The organism is Streptomyces sp. NPDC048566 (assembly GCF_043199735.1).
In the GTDB taxonomy this organism is placed as follows: Bacteria; Actinomycetota; Actinomycetes; order Streptomycetales; family Streptomycetaceae; genus Streptomyces.
The window spans coordinates 60,704-81,780 of record NZ_JBICWL010000020.1 but is presented as its reverse complement, the minus strand read 5'-3'; the positions used below and the strand labels follow the sequence as shown (position 1 = coordinate 81,780).

Sequence of the window (21,077 nt, the reverse complement as noted above, 5' to 3'; positions counted from 1 at the left end):
CCCCATGACGACTCTGCTGATCGTGGACGGCGCCAACGTGGTCGGATCGGTGCCCGACGGCTGGTGGCGGGACCGGCGGGGGGCGGCCGAGCGGCTTCGGGACCGGCTCGCCCCTCTCGCGGAGGCCGGGGTGGCCGGCCGCCCGGGCCCGCTGGAGATCGTCCTGGTGGTGGAGGGCGCCGCCCGGGGCGTGGACAGCGTGCCCGGGGTCACGGTGGACGCGGCGCCCGGCAGCGGCGACGACCGGATCGTGGAACTCGTCGCCGCCTCGCCCGGCCGCGACCGCCTCGTCGTGACCGCCGATCGCGAACTGCGCCGCCGGGTGGCCGAGCACGGCGCGGAGGTCACCGGCCCCCGCACCGTCCGCCCCGGCGCCTGACCACTCCCCCGGCACCCCTGGCACCCCCCGGCCGCCCCCGGGCGCCGCCCCTCCAGGCACCGCGGGCGGGCCGGGACGGAACGGCACCGGAGCGGGGCGGGAACGGCGCGCGGCCCGGAAGGCGGAGCGGGGCGGGAGGGCCGAGCGGCCCGGAGGGCGGGGCGGGAGCGGCGCCGGCCCCGTACGCCCACCGGGCGGTGGGTGTACGGGGCCGGCGGGCTGCGGGAGCGGCGGTGTGCGGACCGAAGGGTGGGTGGGGTGCGTCAGGCGGTCGGGCCGGAGGGCGGACGCGGGCCGCCGGAGGCCGGTGCCGGTTCCTCCGCGCGGGCCAGCCGGCTGTGCGAGCGGCCGTACAGGAAGTACACGACGCAGCCGATCACCATCCAGATCCCGAACCGCAGCCAGGTCTCCGCGGGCAGGTTGAGCATCAGCCACAGGGACGCGAGGACCGACAGGATCGGCACCACCGGAACCCACGGGGTACGGAAGGCGCGGTGCAGGTCGGGGCGGGTACGGCGCAGGATGACGACGCCGATGGCGACCACCACGAAGGCGAAGAGCGTGCCGATGTTCACCAGCTCGGCCAGCTCGCTCAGGCTCGTGAAGCCCGCGAGGATCGCGATGAGCACGCCGAGCAGGATCGTCGGCCGGTGCGGGGTGCGGAACCGCGGGTGGACGCGGGAGAAGAACCGCGGCAGCAGTCCGTCACGGCTCATCGCGAAGAACACCCGGGTCTGGCCGAGCAGCAGGATCATGCAGACCGTGGTGAGGCCGACGGCGGCGCCGAAGCTGATGACGCCCGCGAACCAGGGGTGCCCGGTGGCCTTGAAGGCGTCGGCGAGCGGGGCGTCGACGGACAGCTCGGTGTACTTCTGCATCCCGGTGACCACGATCGACACGAGGACGTAGAGCGCGGTGCAGATGAACAGGGAGCCGAGGATGCCGCGGGGCATGTCCCGCTGCGGGTTCTTCGTCTCCTCGGCGGCCGTCGCGACCACGTCGAAGCCGATGAAGGCGAAGAACACGACCGACGCGGCGGTGAAGATGCCGAGCAGGCCGAAGTTCGTCGGGGCCCAGCCGAACATGAGCTGGATCAGCGGCGACTTGATGCCGCTGCCGGCCTCGACGTTCTGCGCCTTGGGGATGAAGGGCTTGTAGTTGTCGCCGCTGATGAAGAAGGCGCCGGCGATGATCACGATCATCACGACGGTGACCTTGATCGCCACGACCAGCGTGGTGACCCGCGCGGAGAGCTTCACGCCGATGACCAGGATGGCGGTCAGCACCAGCACCAGGGCGGCGGCGAGGATGTCGAAGCCGAACCCGGTGGCCCCCTCGCGCCCGCTGAGGGCCTCGGGCAGATGCCAGCCGGCGTTATCCATGAGGGAGCGGACGTAGCCCGACCAGCCGACGGCCACCACCGCCGTGCCGAGCGCGAACTCCAGGACCAGGTCCCAGCCGATGATCCAGGCGGGCAGCTCGCCGAGGGAGGCGTAGGAGAAGGTGTACGCCGATCCGGCGACCGGCACCGTGGAGGCGAACTCCGCGTAGCAGAGGGCGGCCAGCGCGCAGGCCACGCCGGCGACGGCGAAGGCGAGCGAGACGCCGGGCCCCGCGTTCTCCTTGGCCACCTTGCCGGTGAGCACGAAGATGCCGGTGCCGATGATGACGCCCACGCCGAAGACGGTGAGGTCCAGGGCGGACAGCGACTTCTTGAGCGCGTGCTCCGGCTCCTCGGTGTCGGCGATCGACTGTTCGACCTTCTTCGTTCTGAAGAGGGTGTTGCTCACGGACGTACCTCCCACGCTTGTCGTCCTCGACATCATCGAGAGGGCAGGTGAGACCTATGCCCCGACGCGGGTCCCGTTAACGCGAACGGCCGGTTGCACCACCCGTCCAGCGTGGTGGAACCGGCCCTTCGGCCCTGTCGTCCGTGGGGCGGCGGTCAGTCGCGGGCCGGCTCGACGATGTCCGCGGCCTGCGGGGCGGTGCGCTCGTAGCGCCCGTCGAGCTTGGCGACCAGGCCGGTGACCTGGCGGGCGATGTCCGGCGCGGTCAGCCCGATCTCGGCCATGACCTCGGCGCGGGAGGCGTGGTCGAGGAAGCGTGGCGGGATGCCGAAGTCCCGCAGCGGGACGTCGACGCCCGCGTCGCGCAGCGCCTGGGCGATGGTCGAGCCGACACCGCCGACGCGGGAGTTGTCCTCGACGGTGACGACCACGCGGTGCTGCTCGGCGAGCGGGGCCATGGCCTCGTCGACCGGCTTGACCCAGCGCGGGTCGACCACGGTGGTGGAGATGCCCTGCCGGTCCAGGAGCGCGGCGATCTCCAGGCACATCGGGGCGAGTGCGCCGACGGAGACCAGGAGCACGTCCGGGGCGTCGGTGCCGGGCGCGCGCAGCACGTCCATCCCGCCGATCCGGCCGACGGCGGCGACCGCCGGGCCGACCGCGCCCTTGGAGAAGCGGACGACGGTGGGCGCGTCCTTCACCTCCACGGCCTCGCGGAGCTGGGCGCGGACCTGGTCGGCGTCGCGCGGGGCGGCGAGCCTGAGGGTGGGCACGACCTGGAGGATGGACATGTCCCACATGCCGTTGTGCGAGGCGCCGTCCGTGCCGGTGACGCCCGCGCGGTCCAGGACGAAGGTCACACCGCACTTGTGCAGGGCCACGTCCATCAGGACCTGGTCGAAGGCGCGGTTGAGGAAGGTCGCGTAGACGGCGAAGACCGGGTGGAGTCCGCCGGTGGCCAGGCCCGCGGCCGAGACGGCGCCGTGCTGCTCGGCGATGCCGACGTCGTAGATGCGGTTCGGGAAGGCGTCGGCGAACTTCTTCAGGCCGACCGGCTGGAGCATCGCCGCGGTGATCGCGACGATGTCCTCGCGCTCCTTGCCCAGCGCGACCATCTCGTCGCCGAAGACGGACGTCCAGTCGGCGCCGGACGCCTTGATGGGGAGCCCGGTGTCGGGGTGGATGGGGCCGATGCCGTGGAAGCGGTCCGCCTCGTCCTGGAGGGCGGGCTGGTAGCCGCGGCCCTTCTCGGTGAGGCAGTGCACGATCACCGGGCCGCCGAACCGCTTGGCGCGGGCCAGCGCCGACTCCAGCGCCTCGATGTCGTGGCCGTCGATCGGGCCGACGTACTTCAGGCCGAGGTCCTCGAACATGCCCTGCGGGGCGATGAAGTCCTTCAGCCCCTTCTTCGCCCCGTGCAGCGTCTCGTACAGGGGCTTGCCGACGACCGGGGTGCGCTCCAGCAGGTCCTTGCCGCGGGCCAGGAAGCGCTCGTAGCCGTCGGTGGTGCGCAGGGTCGCCAGGTGGTTCGCGAGGCCGCCGATGGTCGGCGCGTAGGACCGCTCGTTGTCGTTGACGACGATGATCAGCGGGCGGTCCTTGGCGTCGGCGATGTTGTTCAGCGCCTCCCAGGCCATGCCGCCGGTGAGGGCGCCGTCGCCGATGACGGCGACGACGTGGTCGTCCCGGCCGAGGACCTCGTTGGCCTTGGCCAGGCCGTCGGCCCAGCCGAGCACCGTGGAGGCGTGGCTGTTCTCGATCACGTCGTGCTCGGACTCGGCCTGCGAGGGGTAGCCGGACAGGCCGCCCTTCATCTTGAGGCGGGAGAAGTCCTGACGGCCGGTGAGCAGCTTGTGGACGTAGGACTGGTGTCCGGTGTCCCACAGCACCCGGTCCCTGGGCGAGTCGAAGACGCGGTGCAGGGCGAGGGTCAGCTCCACGACACCGAGGTTGGGGCCGAGGTGGCCGCCGGTCTTGGAGACCGCGTCGACGAGGAAGGTCCTGATCTCGCCGGCCAGCTGGTCCAGCTGCTCCAGGCTGAGCCGGTCCAGATCGCGCGGTCCCGTGATGCGGGTCAGCAGCGGCACCCGTGCCTCCTTGCAGTAGAGCTGTTGCCGGGCTTGGTCGAGTCTAATGTTCCGCCTGCGCGGGCGCGGTCCGGGCCCGGCGATCCGCACCACACGATCGGCCCCACTCCACGGGAACACGCGTTCGCATTCGTGACATGGCTGTGCCCGGCACCGCCATTGGTGCCGGGCACAGGGCTGTGAAGGGAGTGAACCCTACGCGCGACCCGCCGTCTTCTGGGTCTTGCGGGTGACGGCGTCGATGACGACCGTGGCGAGGAGCACGCCACCGGTGATCATGTACTGGACCGGGGAGCCGACGCCCTCCAGGGCCAGGCCGTACTGGATCGAGACGATCACCAGGACACCCAGCAGGGCGTTCCAGGTGCGGCCCCGGCCACCGAAGAGGGAGGTACCGCCGATCACGGCGGCGGCGATGACGTTCATGAGGAACTCACCGGTGCCGGCGCCCTGGTTGGCGGAGGCGATCTTCGAGGCGACGAAGAGGCCGCCGATCGCGGCGAAGGTGCCGGCGATCGAGAAGACCGAGATCCGGATCATCTCCACGTTGATGCCGGCGCGCCGCGAGGCCTCGACGCTGCCGCCGAGCGCGAAGATCTTGCGGCCGTACGTGGTGCGGCGCAGCACGAAGTCCGTCAGGATCAGGACCGCGAGGAACAGCACCACGGCCAGCGGCAGGCCCTTGTACTGGTTGTAGACGATGGCCGCGGCGAACGCGACGACCGCGATCAGCACGGTGCGCAGGACGGTGTCGCTCAGGGGCCGGGACGGCACGCCCGCGGCCTCGCGGCGGCGGTTGTCGTAGAAGGCGCTGAGGAAGTACAGCACGGTCACCGCGATGGCGAGCACGTAGGCGGCGGCCACGTCGGTGAAGTAGTAGCTGGTCAGCTTGGCGACGACACCGTTGCTGTCGAGGTTGATGGTGCCGTTGCTGCCCAGGATCTTGAGCATGAAGCCCTGCCAGAACAGCAGGCCGGCCAGCGTCACCGCGAAGGCCGGGACGCCGATCCTCGCGAAGAAGAACCCGTGGATCGCGCCGATGACCGATCCGGTGAGGATGGCGAGCACCATGGCGAGCCACTCGTTCATGCCGTGAGTGACGCTCAGCACCGCGAACATCGCGCCCGCCACACCGGACACCGAACCGACCGAGAGGTCGATCTCGCCCAGCAGCAGGACGAAGACGATACCGACGGCGATCATGCCGGTGCCGACCATGGCCACCGAGATGTCGGACAGGTTGCCCGCGGTGAGGAAGTTGGAGTTCAGGCTCTGGAAGATGATCCAGATGACGACGAGGCCGATGACGACCGGGATGGAGCCGAGGTCACCGCCCTTCACCTTGCGCTTGAACTCGGTGACGTAGCCCGTGAGGCCCTGCTCGCGCACCAGCAGGCGGGGGTCCACCGCGACGTCGGAGCCGGCGGCGGCCTCGGGGTTCTCCACGACGTGGTCCCCCGGGGTCTCTGAAGTCTTGTCGATGCTCACTTCTGAGCCTCCCCGTTGCCACGTGCCGCACGACGGGTCACGGCGTTCTCCGTGGCGCCCGTGATGGCGGAAATGATCTCTTCCTGGGAGGTCGACTTGACCTCGAAGATGCCGTTGTTGCGTCCGAGACGCAGCACGGCGACCTTGTCGGCCACGGCCTTCACGTCGGCCATGTTGTGGCTGATGAGGATGACCGCGTGACCCCGCTCGCGCAGCCGCTCGACCAGGTCGAGCACCTGGGCGGTCTGCTCGACGCCGAGGGCGGCGGTGGGCTCGTCGAGGATGACGAGCTTCGGCTCACCGAGCATCGAACGGGCGATCGCGACGGTCTGGCGCTGACCGCCGGAGAGCGAGGCGATCGGGATGCGGACGCTCGGGATGCGGATGGACAGCGTGTCCAGCAGCTCGCGGGAGCGGCGCTCCATCTCGACCTCGTCCAGGACGCCGCGCTTCTTCAGCTCGCGACCCAGGTAGAGGTTGCCCACGACGTCGATGTTGTCGCAGAGCGCGAGGTCCTGGTAGACCGTCGCGATGCCCAGGTGCTGGGCGTCGTGCGGGCGGTTGATCTGGACGGCCTTGCCGTCCCACTCGATGACGCCCTCATCGATGGGGTGCACGCCGGCGATCGTCTTGACCAGCGTGGACTTTCCGGCGCCGTTGTCGCCCACCAGGGCGACCACTTCACCGGCGTGGACTTCAAGCTCTACGTCGGTGAGCGCCTGGACGGCACCGAATCGCTTGGAGACCCCGCGCAACGCCAGAACAGGCGTAGCGGACACGTGAACCATCTCCTTCGCCGCCTGACCCGGCGGGAGGTTGTGCAGAAGTTTGTGGAGGGGTGTTTCCGTCCGGCGCCCCGCCTAGCTTGCGGGGCTGTTGGATACGGGGCGCCGGAGGGGCTTCGCGTCACGCGAGTCCCGTACGGGAATGCTCGTCCGCAGTCCCGTACGCGGTTGGGGACTCGCGAGGGCTGCTACTGCAGGCCGATCTTCTTGCAGGCCGCGGCGTAGGCCGAGGTGCAGATGTCGTCGACCGTGTAGACGCCGTCCTTGACGACGGTGTCCTTGATGTTGTCCTTGGTCAGCGAGGTGACCGGGACGAGCACCGACGGGACCTGCTTGGTGGTCGGGCTGTCGACCTTGTCCTTGGCGACGGAGTCGAGCGACTTGCCCTGGGCGAGCGCGACGGCCATCTCCGCGGCGGCGTCGGCCTCCGGGGCGTACGGCTTGTAGACGCTCATGAACTGGTCGCCGGTGACGATGCGCTGCACACCCGCGAGCTCGGCGTCCTGGCCGGTGACCGGAACCTTGATGCCGACGGCCTTGAGGGCGGTGATGATACCGCCGGCCATGCCGTCGTTGGCGGAGTAGACACCGATGATGTTCTTCTTGCCGAGAGCCGAGATGGCGCCCTCCATGTTGGAGTTGGCGTTCTCCGGCTTCCACTCCTTGGTGTCGTACTCCTTGCCGATGTTCACCTTGCCGTCGAGCACCTCGTGGGCGCCGGCCTTGAACTGGGCGGCGTTGGGGTCGGTGACCGACCCGTTCATCATGACGATCTTGCCGTCCTTGGCCTTGGAGCCCAGGGCCTTGAGGAGGGCCTCGCCCTGCGTCTTGCCGACGGTCTTGTTGTCGAACGACGTGTAGGCCGAGATCGGGCCCTGGGCGAGGCGGTCGTAGGCCACCACCGGGATGCCGGCGTCCTTGGCCTTCTGGACCGAGCTCTTGATCGCGGCGGAGTCCACGGCGTCGACGATCAGCACGTCCACCTTGTTGGTGATCATGGTGTCGACCTGCTGGTTCTGGGTGCTCGCGTCCTGCTTGGCGTTGGCGTAGACGACCTCGCCCTTGCCGTTCGTGAGCTCCTTGACCTTCTTCTCGATCAGCGGCTTGTCGAACTTCTCGTAGCGGGCCGTCTGGTTCTCCGGAAGGAGCAGACCGACCTTGATCGCGTCGCCCTTCTTGGCGGAGCTCTCGGAGCTGTCGCTCCCGCCGCCCGACTCCTTGGCACTGCCACAAGCGGCCAGCGAAACAGCCATCGCACCAGCGGCAACGGCAACGGCGGCACGACGCATCTGCGTGTTCACTTCAGAAACCTCCCTGACGAGGCCGCGTCGTTGCGGCCGAGGTGGCTGGAAGTCAACTCGGCCACACGTGCGACGTCAAGAAGTAAATACTTAACGAGATGGCAACGGTGCCATGCGTTCTCTAAGTGAAGGCAGGCGCGACGGCGCTGAGAGACCCGTCCAGAAGGGTCGAATCGCCCATCTCGCTGAGCGCGAGAGCGAGCGCCCCGAGCACCTCCGCACGGCCCCCCAACGCGCCTGGCAGCACCGAGAGTTGGCGTGCGGCACTGGGGATCGCATAGCGACCCACGGACTCCCTGATGGGCCCGAGAACGAGCTCTCCGGACTCGGCGAGATCGCCGCCGAGGACGACCCGGCTCGGGTTGAGCAGATTGCAGAGGTTCGCGACTCCGCTCCCGATATGTCGGCCGACGTCGGCGATCACCCGACGGCAGCCCGGATCACCGTCCCGCGCCAGCCTGACCACGCCTTCCATCGTCAGGTCCGTACCGTGGCTGGACTGGAGGAGCGGCAGCACGTAACGCGCCGCCGCGAAGGTCTCCAGGCAGCCGCGGTTGCCGCATCGGCACACGGGGCCGGATTCATCAAGGGTAATATGCCCGATTTCTCCCGCCGTGCCGCCGGGACCGCGATAGATCTTCCCGTCGATCACCAGGCCGGCGCCCACACCGCTCGCGACCTTGATGTAGGCCAGGTCCCTGACCCCGCGCCCGCTCCCCCAGACCATCTCGCCGAGCGCGCCCAGGTTGGCGTCGTTGTCCACGTGCACGGGCACGCCGAGCCGCCCCCGCAGCTCCTCGGCGGGCCGCGCGCCGGTCCAGCCCGGCAGGATCGAGGTGGACCCCAGGGTGCCCGACTCCACGTCGATGGGACCCGGCACGCCGAGCCCCACGCCCGCGATCTTGGAGCGGTCCACACCCGTCGCCGCGATCAGCCGGCCGACCAGCTCCTCGGCCCGGTCGAAGCCCTGCGCGGCCGAGGCGTCCACGTCCAGCGGTTCCGACTCCTCCGCCAGCACCTGATGGGCGAGGTTCCCGACCGCGACGCGCAGGTGGGTGTGCCCGAAGTCGACCCCGATGACGATGCCGGCGTCCCCGCTCAGCGACACGCTGCGGGCCCGGCGCCCGCCCGCCGAGGTGGGCGTGACCTCGACCGTCCCCCCGTCCTTCAGCTCACGGACGATATTGGAGACGGTCGCGGCGGACAGGCCCGTCGTCCTCGCGATCTCCGCCTGCGTGAGCGATCCGGCAAGGCGCACCGCTCGCACGACGCGCTCCAGATTGGCTCGGTGCAGCGACGACTGCGACCCCGGAGTCTCCACGACGACCTCCCGCGTACGGGGCCGCCACGATGAGACCCCGCCTATGTCCAACTAGTGAACTCTAAGCTGAGCCGTTCGGGTTACCTCCCGTCAAGAGGTTGAGCCGGATCCGGCACGGATGAGCACGCGGGAGCGCCCCGCCCCGGAGGCGGCGCCCCCGGACGGGGCGCATCGCCTGTGGGTGAGGTCACAGCGGCGGTGTCCGGACTCCGTACACGTCGTCACCGTCCCGCGGGGGCGCGATCACGTCGCCGGTTGCGGGCGGGCGCGCTCGTCGCGCCCGCCGGACGCCCCCGGCCGCCCTCCCGGCGGCAGGACGGTCACCGGGCGCGCGCCCGTGCGGTGAACGGCCGCCTCGCGCCTGCGCCACCCCCGCCGGACGGGGGTGGCGCAGGCGCGGGGCGGCGCGGGCGGCTACTTGAGCGTGGCCGAGGTCAGGCCCGCCTGGACCTGGCGCTGGAAGGACAGGTAGACGACGAGCATGGGGATCATCGCGATCGTCACGCCCGCGAAGAGCACGGGGAGGTCGGTGGCGTACCCCTGCTGCTGCTGGAGCTGGATGAGTCCCTGGGTCAGGACGTAGCGTTCAGGGTCCGAACTGCTCTGCGGCTGCATCAGCACCGACGGCAGGATGTACTGGTTCCACTGGCCCAGCACGTTGAAGATGCCGACGCTGAGCAGTCCGGGCTTGGCCATCGGGAGCATCACCTGGAAGAAGGCCCGGGTGTGCGAGGCGCCGTCGAGGACGGCGGCCTCGAAGACGGCCCCCGGCAGCGTCCGGAAGAACGCGTGCATGAAGAACACGGTGAACGGCAGCGAGTAGGCGACGTACACCAGGATCAGACCCTGGTACGAGTTCAGCATGTCCAGGCGTTTGACCATGAAGAACAGCGGGACCAGGGCGAGGAAGACGGGGAACATGGCCCCGCCGACGAAGAAGTAGTAGACGAGCCGGTTGCCCGGGAACTCGTAGCGGGCCAGGACGTACGCGGCCATCGCCCCGAGGAGCATGGTCAGCGGGACCGAGAAGACCAGCACGATCAGGGTGTTGGCGAAGTAGTCGCCGATGCCCTTGTTCCAGGCCCGGCTGAAGACGTCCAGCTGCCAGTTCGAGGGCCAGCCGAGGGCCGAGCCGCCGATCTGGGTGTCGGTCTTGAAGGAGCTCAGGACGAGCCAGAGCAGCGGCAGGATGATCAGGACGGCCCACAGGGCGAGGAAGCCGTGCGAGAAGACGTTGAGGGCCAGGCCCTCGGTGCGCTTGTCGCCCGGCCGGGGCGGGGACTTCTTCGCCGCGCGCTGCGGGGGCACTGCGGCACCGCCGACCGTGGCCTGATCCGTGATGGGTGCGCTCATTGTCGTCTCTCCCGCTCAGAACTCGATGCGGTCGCGGCGGGTGGCGCGCAGCGTGACCACGGACAGGACCAGGGTGAGAAGGAGCATGACGACGCCCATCGCGCAGGCGTAGCCGCTCTTTCCGTAGTAGAGGAAGTTGCGCATCATGACGTTGGACATGACCTCGCTGTGGTGGTCCGGCCCGCCGCCGTACCCGGTGCCCTGGGTCATGGTGGAGACGAGGACGAACATGTCCATCGCGATGATGCCGAGGTAGACCCAGGCCGTCTGCACGGTGTCCCACAGCAGGGGCAGCGTGACCCGGAAGAAGGTGTGGGTGCGGCTCGCGCCGTCGAGCAGCGCGGCCTCGTAGATGTCCTTCGGGATCGACTGCATGGCGGCCGAGAAGAGGACGAGGTAGAAGCCGACGCCGTGCCAGACGACGACGGCCATCAGGCACCAGAGCACCAGGTTGGGCTCGTTCATCCACTCGACGGGGTTGCGGCCGTCGACCAGGCCCAGCTTGATGAGCAGGCCGTTGAGCAGCCCGCCGCTGTCACTGCGGTACAGGGCTCCGAAGAGCACCGCGACGATCGCGAGGGACAGGACCTGCGGGAAGAAGTACACGATCTTGTAGAAGCGCGAGCCGGCGACGCCCTGCACGCCGCCGGCGCCGCCCCGCCCGCCCGCGTTCACCATGAAGGCGAAGAAGAGGGCGAGCAGGATGGTGATCACCGGGATGAACACCAGGAACAGGATGTTGTGCCAGATCGCTCCGAGGAATACGTCGTCCTGGAACAGCGCCTTGTAATTGTCCAGGCCGACGAAACTGAAGGTCTGCGACTGGCCCTTCCAGTCGGTGAAGGAGTAGCCGATGGTCTGTAGGTAAGGCCAGATCACGAAGATCAGATACAGCGCCAAAGGTGCGAGGAGAAACCCCGCGACGAACCGGTACTGCCCTTTTCGCATGGCATCCTGCCCCTGGTGTGCCGGGTTTACGTGATCAGTCGCGGTGGTTCTTCTTGGATTCCGGGTCCTTGGCCGCCTTGTCGACGGCCGCCTGGGCCCGCTTCAGCCATTCCTTCGGCTGAATACGCTTGGCCATCAGCTCGTTGGACGCGTTCTGGATGGACACGTCCATCTCGCTGTACCAGTTGGGGTACAGGTAGTTGAAGGTGTTGTCGCCGGCGGCCTTGGACGCCTCGACCGTGGACTGCGTGCCGGGGCGCAGCTGCACGCCGTCGGAGACACCGTCCTTGAGGATGGTGAGCGAGTTGGCCTTCTGGGCGAAGAGCGTCGACCACTCCTTGGAGAGCATGGAGCGCATGAACTCCTTGGCCTCGGGGAGGTTGGCGGCCTTGGCCGGGATGATGAAGGGCTCGCCGGAGCCGGCCCGGATCGCCTCGAACGGCAGGGCGCTGTCGGGCAGGGTGGGCATCGGCATGAACTTCATGTCGAAGTCGTCCGGGGTCTGCTTGAGCTGCTCGTTCTCCAGCCAGGAGCCGCAGGTGATGAAGGCGGCCTTGTACTGGTTCCAGCGGGTCTGCGACTCGGTGTGGGTCAGGCCGTTGGTGCCCGACATCAGGTAGCCCTTTTCGACGACCTCGTAGATCGCCTCGACGGCGGCCTGGGCGGCGTCGGAGCCGACGAACGCCTTGGGGTCGAGGTTGTCGATCGCCTTCATGGCGTCCAGACCGCCCTTCTTGGCGATCAGGTCCATGATGGCGACGTTGATGTAGTAGGGGTACTTGCCCTGGTGGGCGAGGCCGCCGATGCCCTGCGACTTGGCGTCCTTGCACAGGGCGAGGAAGTCGTCCCAGGTCTTGGGGACGTCCCAGCCCTTCTCCTTGAAGAGCTTGCCGGAGTACCACAGACCCCACACCGTGTAGATGTAGTTGAGGGCCACGACCTTGCCGCCCTGGAGGCCGGGGTCGAGCGTGCCCGGGATGAGGGTGTCGCGGACCTTCTTGGCCGGGTCGTCGATCGACGGGGCGTCGAGCACCGCGGCCAGGTCGAGCAGGTTGCCGTTCTTGTAGAGCACGTCCAGCTTGATCTGCTGGGCGCCCGAGTCGTCGACGATGTCCGGCGGGTTGCCGCCGTTGAAGCGCGGCTGGAGCTTGCCGGTGATCTCCTGGGTGCCGGTGTGGGCGCTCTTGGTGCCCCACTTCTTGTCGAAGGCCGCTTCCCATGCCTTGGCGTAGTCGTCGCCGTAGCCGCCCTTGAAGACGACGACGTCGAGCTTGCCGCCGCCCTTCTTCACGCCGAAGGGGTTGTCCTTGCTGGTCTTGCCGGTGCCCTTGTCGTCCGAGCTGTCGTCGCCGCCGCCGCTCGCGCAGGCGGAGAGGAAGCTCATCGTCGGGACGGAGATCAGACCGAGTGCGGCCGACCTCTTGATGAGGTCACGGCGGCCGACACCCTCGGGGGTGCTGTTCTCGGCGGAAGTGGATCCCATGCTCAAGTCCTCGCCTTCTCCAGGACTCAGGCGGTGAACCGGATCCTCCCCGGCACCGCGGTTAGGTCAAGCTGGGGTCGTGCGTGGGGGATTCACGAGGGCGCGCCGACGATACGTGTATGAGACACGGTCCGCCTGCCCCCGCATTTCCCCCCTGGGTCCTGCCTGTCCAGAGCCGGTCGATCGACTGGCCGGACGCGACAGGTATAGTCCACTTCCCGCCAGCGGAGCAAGATCGAATGCAGGTTTGCCCGTCGGTCTTTTCCGAGTTGAGACCTCCCGGAAATATGGGGCAGCCACGGACCACCCCGGCGAAGCCCTGCCGGGACCGGCCTCGCACAATGACGCCCCGACGCGGTTCGCCGCTTCACATTCGCCCCGGATGCCTCACCCAACACCCTTGACAGCGTGCACCACTTGACGCCCCAATAGTCCTTGCGCACTGAATTGACAACGTTGTCGATGTCCTGGGAGGGCTCGCGCATGCAGCAGAGGGCTCGGTACAGACGCAGTTCCACGGGGCGCGCCGGACGGCTGTCCCCCGTCGCGCTGGGGGTGGCGGCACTGTCGCTGCTGGCCGCCTCGCAGGGGGTGGCGGTCGCCCTGCCCGCGCGAGCGGCGGTGCCCGACCGCGAGTTCAGCTCCTCGTTCGAGGCGGACGATCCGGCACCGGACTGGATCAGCACGGTGGACACGGCACCGGACGGGACGAAGCGGTCCTCCGGAGTGGACGGCGGCTACAGCACCGGCATCCCCGGCAACGTCACCGACCACGTCACCGACGTACGGGCGAGCGACGAGAACACCGGCGGCGGAGAGGTCAAGGAGAACCTCGTCGACGGCGAGCCGAGCACCAAGTGGCTGACGTTCCACACCACCGGCTGGGCGGAGTTCGACCTGGACGCACCGGTCACGGTGGTCACCTACGCGCTCACCTCCGCGAACGACCACGACGAGCGGGACCCGAGGGACTGGACCCTGAAGGGCTCGACGGACGGCAAGGACTGGAAGACCCTCGACACCCGCTCCGGCGAGTCCTTCTCGGAGCGCTTCCAGACCAGGTCGTACGATCTCGCGAGCCCGGCCGAGTACCGGCACTTCCGGCTCGACGTCACCGGGAACCACGGCGGCGACATCCTCCAGCTCGCCGACGTCCAGTTCTCCACCGGCAAGACCGACGACCCGACGCCCAAGGACATGCTCTCGCTGGTGGACCGCGGGCCGAGCGGCTCGCCCACCGCCAAGGCGGGCGCGGGCTTCACCGGCAAGCGGGCCCTGCGGTACGCGGGCACCCACCAGGGCGACGGGCGGGCGTACTCGTACAACAAGGTCTTCGACGTCAACGTGCGCGTCAAACGGGACACCGAACTGGGCTACCGGATCTTCCCCTCGATGGCCGACGGCGACCGTGACTACGACGCGACCAACGTGGCCGTGGACCTGGTCTTCACCGACGGCACCTCGCTGAGCGGGCTGGACGCCGTGGACCAGCACGGGTTCGCGCTGACCCCGCAGGGCCAGGGCGCCGCCAAGGTGCTGTACGTCAACCAGTGGAACGACGTGACCTCGCGGATCGGATCGGTCGCCGCCGGGAAGACCGTCGACCGCATCCTCCTCGCCTACGACTCGCCGAAGGGACCCAACACGTTCCGCGGCTGGCTCGACGACGTCACCCTGCGGCGGGCGGCGCCGGAACGGCCGAAGGCGCATCTGTCCGACTACGCCCTCACCACCCGGGGCACGAACTCCAGCGGGGGCTTCTCGCGCGGCAACAACTTCCCCGCGACGGCCGTACCGCACGGCTTCAACTTCTGGACGCCGGTCACCAACGCGGGCTCGCTGAGCTGGCTGTACGACTACGCGCGGGCGAACAACGCGGACAACCTGCCGACCATCCAGGCCTTCAGCGCCAGCCACGAGCCGAGCCCCTGGATGGGCGACCGGCAGACCTTCCAGGTGATGCCCTCGACGGCGTCGGGCACCCCGGAGACCGGCCGGGACGCCCGCGAGCTGGCCTTCCGCCACGAGAACGAGACCGCACGCCCGTACTACTACGGGGTGACCTTCGAGAACGGCCTCACGGCCGAGATGGCGCCGACGGACCACGCGGCGGCCCTGCGTTTCACCTACCCCGGTGACGACGCGAACCTGCTCTTCGACAACGTGACCGAGCAGGCCGGACTGAGTCTGGACACCGACGCGGGGGTGGTCACCGGCTACTCCGACGTCAAGTCCGGCCTGTCCACCGGCGCCACCCGGCTGTTCGTCTACGGCAAGGTCGACGCCCCCGTCACGGCCGGCGGTTCCAGCGGCGTCAAGGGCTACCTGAAGTTCCGGCCCGGCGCGGACCACTCCGTCACGCTGCGCCTGGCGACCTCGCTGATCAGCGTCGACCAGGCCAAGGACAACCTCCGGCAGGAGATCCCGGACGGCACCTCGTTCACCGCGGTGAAGACCCGTGCGCGCAAGCAGTGGGACCGGCTGCTGGGCCGGGTCGAGGTCCAGGGCGCCACCCCGGACCAGCTGACGACGCTGTACTCCAGCATGTACCGGCTGTACCTGTACCCGAACTCCGGCTTCGAGAAGGTCGGATCGGCCTACCGGTACGCCTCGCCGTTCTCCCCGATGCCCGGCCCGGACACCCCCACCCACACCGGCGCGAAGATCGTCGACGGCAAGGTGTACGTCAACAACGGCTTCTGGGACACCTACCGGACCACCTGGCCCGCCTACTCGTTCCTGACGCCCGGTCAGGCGGGTGAGATGGTCGACGGCTTCGTGCAGCAGTACAAGGACGGCGGCTGGACCTCGCGCTGGTCCTCGCCCGGCTACGCCGACCTGATGACCGGCACCTCCTCGGACGTGGCGTTCGCGGACGCGTACGTCAAGGGCGTCGAGTTCGACGCCGAGGCGGCGTACGCGGCGGCCCTGAAGAACGCCACGGTCGTCCCCCCGGCCTCCGGCGTCGGCCGCAAGGGCATGGCCACCTCGCCCTTCCTCGGCTACACCAGCACGGCCACCGGCGAGGGCCTGTCGTGGGCGATGGAGGGCTACGTCAACGACTACGGCATCGCCGAGATGGGCCGCGCGCTCTACGAGAAGACCGGCAAGAAGCGCTACAAGGAGGAGTCGGACTACTTCCGCAACCGCGCCCAGGACTACGTGAACCTCTTCGACCCGAAGGCCGGCTTCTTCCAGGGCCGTGACGCGAAGGGCGCCTGGCGGGTCGACTCCGCGACGTACGACCCGCGCGTGTGGGGCTACGACTACACCGAGACCAACGGCTGGGGGTACGCCTTCACCGCGCCGCAGGACTCGCGGGGTCTGGCGAACCTGTACGGGGGCCGCTCCGCGCTCGCGGACAAGCTCGACACGTACTTCGCGACCCCCGAGACGGCCTCCCCGGAGGTCGTCGGCTCCTACGGCGGCGTGATCCACGAGATGACCGAGGCGCGGGACGTCCGGATGGGCATGTACGGGCACTCCAACCAGGTGGCCCACCATGTGAACTACATGTACGACGCGGCCGGTCAGCCGTGGAAGGCCCAGAGGAACGTCCGCGAGGTCCTCTCCCGCCTCTACGTGGGCAGCGAGATCGGGCAGGGCTACCACGGCGACGAGGACAACGGCGAGCAGTCGGCCTGGTACCTGTTCTCCTCGCTCGGCTTCTACCCGCTGGTGATGGGCGGCGGCGAGTACGCCATCGGCTCCCCGCTGTTCACCAAGGCGACCGTCCACCTGGAGAACGGCCGGGACCTGGTGGTCAAGGCGCCGCGCAACAGCGCGAAGAACGTCTACGTGCAGGGCGTCAGGGTCAACGGCAAGCGCTGGAGCTCGACGTCGCTGCCGAACTCGCTGATCGCGAAGGGCGGTGTGCTGGAGTTCGACATGGGCGCGAAGCCGTCCTCGTGGGGCACCGGCAAGGACGCGGCCCCCACGTCGATCACCCAGGACGACAAGGTGCCGTCGCCGCGCGCGGACACCCTCACGGGTGATGGCGCGCTCTTCGACAACACCTCGGCCACGGACGCCACCGTCACCTCGGTGGACCTGCCGGTGGGCGACGCGACCAAGGGCGTGCAGTACACGCTGACCTGCTCGGACCACACCAAGGCGCCGGCCGGCTGGACCCTCCAGGGCTCCCCGGACGGCACGACGTGGAAGGACCTCGACCGGCGCTCCGGCGAGTCCTTCCCGTGGGACAGGCAGACCCGGGCGTTCTCGGTTCCGCATCCGGGCTCGTACGCCCACTACCGGCTCGTCCTCGACGGACCGGCGACCCTCGCGGAGGTGGAACTGCTCGCCTGACACGGGCGGCACGGCACACCGCGGACACCGCACGGCACGGCAGAAGGGGCGGGCCCGGAGGAGACTCCGGGCCCGCCCCGCGTTGCCGGCGGCTCACCTCGCGCCGCCGACGGCTCGGCTGGTCATCTGCTCAGGCACTCACCGCGAGGGTGAAGACGTGCAGGTCCGCGTTGCCGGGAAGCGTGACGCTCTTGACGGTGCGGCCGGCCGGGGCCTCGAAGGGCTTGGTGGCGAAGACGTACGTGGCCACCGGGTCCTTGTCGGCGCCGGCCACGTTGCGGTAGGCGGCCTCGGCGACGGTGAGGTTGCCGTACTGGACGGTGCCGCCCCCACCGCCGACGGTCCAGTCGGTGAAGGCCAGTTCGACCGATTCGGTGCCGCCGTCGGTGTAGGTGACGGTCGCCCGGCTCCGCTGGTTGCCGTTGACGGCGCTGCCGACGAAGGACAACCGGCGTGCCGAGTCGGCCAGTTCGATGGTCTGGCCGTGCGCCGAGGCGTTGTCGGGGCGGCCCGCGGGCGAGTCGGGCCAGGTGAAGCCGAGGCCGTCCACCGTGCCCGGCCGGCCCGGGGTCAGCCCCGCGTCGGCGAGGGCCTGCCGGGAGTAACTCCAGCCGCCGCCGTCGAAGTCGGCCTCGTCGTGGTCACCCGCGTCGTCGGAGACACCGGTGTTGTCGTAGGCCGCGAGCAGGGAACCCGGGGCCGCCACGGTCAGGGCGACGGGCTGGGCGTACGAGGTGTCGGCGGAGGTCACCGTGACCTTGACGTCGTGGAACCCCTGCTCGACGTCGTCGGCGGCGGTGAGCGTGATCCGCTGGGCGCCGTCGGTGACGGTGCCCTCGGCGGGTGTCGCCGTCACTCCGTCGGGGGTGTCCACGTGGAAGCGGACGTCGGGTCCGGTGCCGCCGCTCAGCGCGAGGGCGCGGATGTCGAGCGCGGCGCTGCCGCCGGGCGCCAGCGTGGCCGCCGTCGGGCCGACCCCGATCTGGTACGGCTGCTCACCGGTGCGGAAGGAGGGCGGCGCCGCCTGCTCCGCGCTCCCCCACGCCGTGTCGGGGGCGGAGGACAGCGTGTAGTCCAGGGTGCCGCCGTCGCGGACGAACGAGGCGGGGAGCCAGGGCCGCTCGCCGGCGCGGCCGTCGACGCGCAGCGACCGGATGTAGGGGGCGTCCGCCGCGGCGCCCCGGGCCCGGATCTCGATGTCGCGCCGGCCCGGGCGGTCGATCTCGATCCTCGGGAACAGCGGTGAGGCCAGGGTGAGTTCGGCGCGGGAGGGGACCTGGGGGTACATGCCGAGCGCGGAGAAGACGTACCAGGACGACATCTCGCCGAGGTCGTCGTTGCCGGGGATGCCCTCCGGCGCGGTCGACCACAGCCGGGTCATCGCGGCGCGGACGGTCTCCTGCGCCTTGTAGGGGGCGCCCGCGTAGTCGTACAGGTAGGGGACGTTGATCGACGGCTCGTTGTCCAGCTCGGACTTGTCGCCGCCGGAGCCGGTGAACGCCCAGCCGCCGTCGTCGTCGTGGAAGAAGGCGTCGAGGCGTGCGAGGGCCTTGTCGCGGCCGCCCATCGCGGCGAAGAGGCCCGCCGGGTCGTGCTGGACCATCCAGGTGTACTGGGCGGCGGTGCCCTCCACGAAGCCGTTGCCGGTGGCGGGGGTGAATCCGGTGACCCAGCTGCCGTCGGCCCTGCGGTTGGCGATGTAGCCGCCGCCGGGGTCGGCCGCGATGTTGAAGTTGTTCTGCCACCACTGGGAACGCCGCGTGAACTCGGCCGCGGTCTTCTTCCGGCCGGCCGCCGCGGCCAGTTGCGCGAGGGCGAAGTCGGCGCCGGACATCTCCAGGGTCTCCGCGGCGCCGCCCCAGGCGTTGGACACGGACGGCATGTAGTGGTGGTCGAGGTACTTGTCGAGGGAGGGCCGCTGTCCGACCGAGAGGACGGGTTTGCCGGCCGGGGACAGGTCCCCCTCGGTCGGTACGGTGGCCGCCTTCACCAGCGAGTCGAGGGCTCCCCGCAGGTCGAAGCCGGTGCCGCCGAAGGCGCGGATGCCGGCGAGGGCGGGTGCGGAGGGGTCGCCGTTCATGACGTGGGTACCGCTCGCGCCGTGCAGCCACCGGTCCCAGACCCCGCCGTTCTGCCGGGCCAGTTCGAGCAGCGACTGCGCGATGTCGGAGCCGGTTTCCGGATCGAGCAGGGTCAGCAGCTGGACCTGCGAGCGGTAGACGTCCCAGCCGGAGAAGGTGCCGTACTGGGCGGCGTGGCCCCGGCCGACGGTGTGCACCCTGTCGTCGGGGCCGCGGTATCTGCGGTCGGCGTCGCTGATGACGTTCGGGTGCAGCAGGCAGTGGTAGAGCGCGGTGTAGAAGGTGGTGCGGTCGCTGCCGGTGCCGCCGCCGACGGCGATGGCACCGAGCCGGTCCCGCCAGGCGCGGTGCGCGGCCTCCCGGACGGAGTCGAAGGAGCGGGACGGCGGGTTCTCGGCGGCGAGGTTGGCCCGGGCGCCGGCCGGGCTGACATAGGAGATGCCGACCTTGACGTTCACCGGGCCGGTGCCGGGCGCGAACTCCACCCAGCCGCCGGCGCCCTTGCCGGCGACGGGACGGCCGCCCTGCGCGAATCCGCCGGTGCCGCCGCTCGCCTCGGTGGACCCGGGGCTGAGCCGGTCGTCCTGCCAGGTGCCGGTCTTGACGAAGTCCCGGTCGAAGCGGGCGGTGAAGTACAGGGTGTAGTAGGAGCGGCGGCCCTCGGGGTCGAGGTAGCCGCAGAAGTCGCCGGAGGTGACGGAGCCGGAGACCGTGTGCGTCGCCGGGTCGATACGGACGGTCGAGGCGCTCGATCCGACCTCGGAGTTGGCCGTGCGGATCAGCAGCGAGGCGGGTTTGTCCGCGGGGAAGGTGAAGCGGCCCGAGCCGGTGCGCGCGGTGGCGGTGAGGTCGGCGCTCACCCCGGAGGCGAGTCCGACCGCGTAGTGGCCGGGCTCGGCCCGCTCGTCGGTGTGCGCGAAGTCGGACGCGTAGACGGCGTCCTCGGTGTCGGCGGCCGGGGAGGAGGTGACCTCGCCTGCGTAGGGGAAGAACGGGATGTCGCCGCTGCCGCCGGCGCATCCGGTTCCGGACATGTGGGTGAGGCTGAAGCCCCGGATGCGGGTGGCGTCGTACTGGTAGCCGCCGGGAGCGGCGGTGCGGGTGGCGTCGCCGCGGGTGTTCTCGGGGCTCCAGGACAGCATCCCGAAGGGGGTGACGGCGCCCGGGAAGACGTTGCCGCCGTTCCTGGTGCCGATGAGCGGGTCGACGTGGACGGTGGGGTCCCGGACGAGGTCCGGTGGGCCGGACGGGGGTGCGGCGAGCGCCGGAGTGGCGCCCGCGGCCGTCAGGACGACGGCCAGCAGGACGGATGACGGACGGAAACGCATGACGCGGCCCCTCCTCCTTCGGACGGGTCGCGCACCACGGGTCGCACAAGCCGCTGGGACAGTAACGTGCGTCACGGGTACCACGGAAGACCGCGTCCGCCCCGGACGGCGCGCCCGCCGCGGAACGGCGAGGATCCGGCGGCCCGGCGCCTCCCGGCCACGGCACGTGCCGCATATCCGCCAACTTCCTTGACATCGTTGTCCGTTGGAGCGGTACAGTCGGTACAGACCATGCAGACAACGTTGTCGCACACCGTGGTCGTCACAAGCCGCACCATCCCCGGGCAGGGCTCCCCCCGTCCTGCCCGGGCTCGCGGACCGGGCGGGCCCGAACCCACCCGCCCGGTCCGCCCCGAGTCCGCCCTCGCCACCGTCCCGGCGGGAACGTCCGCCGGCGGCGCCTCCCCGGCCGGTGGGGGAACGCG

General features: G+C 70.0%; 12 protein-coding genes. 2 read left to right on the top strand and 10 right to left on the bottom strand.

Annotated elements, in window-relative coordinates; all coding sequences use genetic code 11:
• The first annotated feature begins 4 nt into the window (after positions 1–4).
• Positions 5–379: an NTP pyrophosphohydrolase gene (locus ACGFS9_RS25330; protein WP_393256418.1), complete on the top strand. Its 375-nt coding sequence runs from the start codon at positions 5–7 to the stop codon at positions 377–379.
• Positions 380–642: 263 nt separating this feature from the next.
• On the opposite strand, the gene ACGFS9_RS25325 is transcribed toward ACGFS9_RS25330, so the two are convergent.
• The 9 genes from ACGFS9_RS25325 to ngcE form a co-directional block, all read right to left on the bottom strand.
• Positions 643–2,169, bottom strand: a complete 1,527-nt coding sequence (locus ACGFS9_RS25325) for an amino acid permease (RefSeq protein ID WP_393256417.1) — start codon at positions 2,167–2,169, stop codon at positions 643–645.
• Positions 2,170–2,324: 155 nt separating this feature from the next.
• The gene (gene dxs / locus ACGFS9_RS25320) at positions 2,325–4,256 is read right to left on the bottom strand and encodes a 1-deoxy-D-xylulose-5-phosphate synthase (protein WP_393256415.1); all 1,932 of its coding nucleotides are present in this window, start codon (positions 4,254–4,256) and stop codon (positions 2,325–2,327) included.
• A gap of 195 nt (positions 4,257–4,451) precedes the next feature.
• Entirely contained in the window at positions 4,452–5,744 is a 1,293-nt protein-coding gene (locus ACGFS9_RS25315) for a sugar ABC transporter permease (RefSeq protein ID WP_393256414.1), read from the bottom strand.
• Entirely contained in the window at positions 5,741–6,532 is a 792-nt protein-coding gene (locus tag ACGFS9_RS25310) for an ATP-binding cassette domain-containing protein (protein ID WP_393256413.1), read from the bottom strand. The genes ACGFS9_RS25315 and ACGFS9_RS25310 overlap by 4 nt, the downstream gene beginning before the upstream one ends.
• Before the next feature lie 185 nt (positions 6,533–6,717).
• Positions 6,718–7,818, bottom strand: coding sequence for a substrate-binding domain-containing protein (locus ACGFS9_RS25305; protein ID WP_393256461.1), 1,101 nt, complete (start codon positions 7,816–7,818; stop codon positions 6,718–6,720).
• Between the two features lie 133 nt (positions 7,819–7,951).
• Positions 7,952–9,151 carry an ROK family transcriptional regulator gene (locus ACGFS9_RS25300; RefSeq protein WP_393256412.1) on the bottom strand — a complete coding sequence of 400 codons (1,200 nt, stop codon included), beginning with the start codon at positions 9,149–9,151 and terminating at the stop codon, positions 7,952–7,954.
• A gap of 414 nt (positions 9,152–9,565) precedes the next feature.
• Complete coding sequence (locus ACGFS9_RS25295; protein WP_393256411.1) at positions 9,566–10,504, bottom strand: carbohydrate ABC transporter permease; 939 nt, start codon at positions 10,502–10,504, stop codon at positions 9,566–9,568.
• Between the two features lie 15 nt (positions 10,505–10,519).
• The gene (locus tag ACGFS9_RS25290) at positions 10,520–11,452 is read right to left on the bottom strand and encodes a carbohydrate ABC transporter permease (RefSeq protein ID WP_393256409.1); all 933 of its coding nucleotides are present in this window, start codon (positions 11,450–11,452) and stop codon (positions 10,520–10,522) included.
• Between the two features lie 34 nt (positions 11,453–11,486).
• On the bottom strand, positions 11,487–12,935 hold the full coding sequence (gene ngcE, locus ACGFS9_RS25285; RefSeq protein ID WP_393256408.1) for an N-acetylglucosamine/diacetylchitobiose ABC transporter substrate-binding protein: 1,449 nt from the start codon (positions 12,933–12,935) through the stop codon (positions 11,487–11,489).
• Positions 12,936–13,418: 483 nt separating this feature from the next.
• On the opposite strand from ngcE, the gene ACGFS9_RS25280 reads away from it, so the two are divergent.
• Positions 13,419–17,243, top strand: coding sequence for a GH92 family glycosyl hydrolase (locus ACGFS9_RS25280; RefSeq protein WP_393256406.1), 3,825 nt, complete (start codon positions 13,419–13,421; stop codon positions 17,241–17,243).
• A gap of 130 nt (positions 17,244–17,373) precedes the next feature.
• Here the strand turns inward: ACGFS9_RS25280 and ACGFS9_RS25275 are convergent, their stop codons facing one another.
• Positions 17,374–20,652, bottom strand: a complete 3,279-nt coding sequence (locus tag ACGFS9_RS25275) for a GH92 family glycosyl hydrolase (protein WP_393256404.1) — start codon at positions 20,650–20,652, stop codon at positions 17,374–17,376.
• Positions 20,653–21,077: the final 425 nt, after the last annotated feature.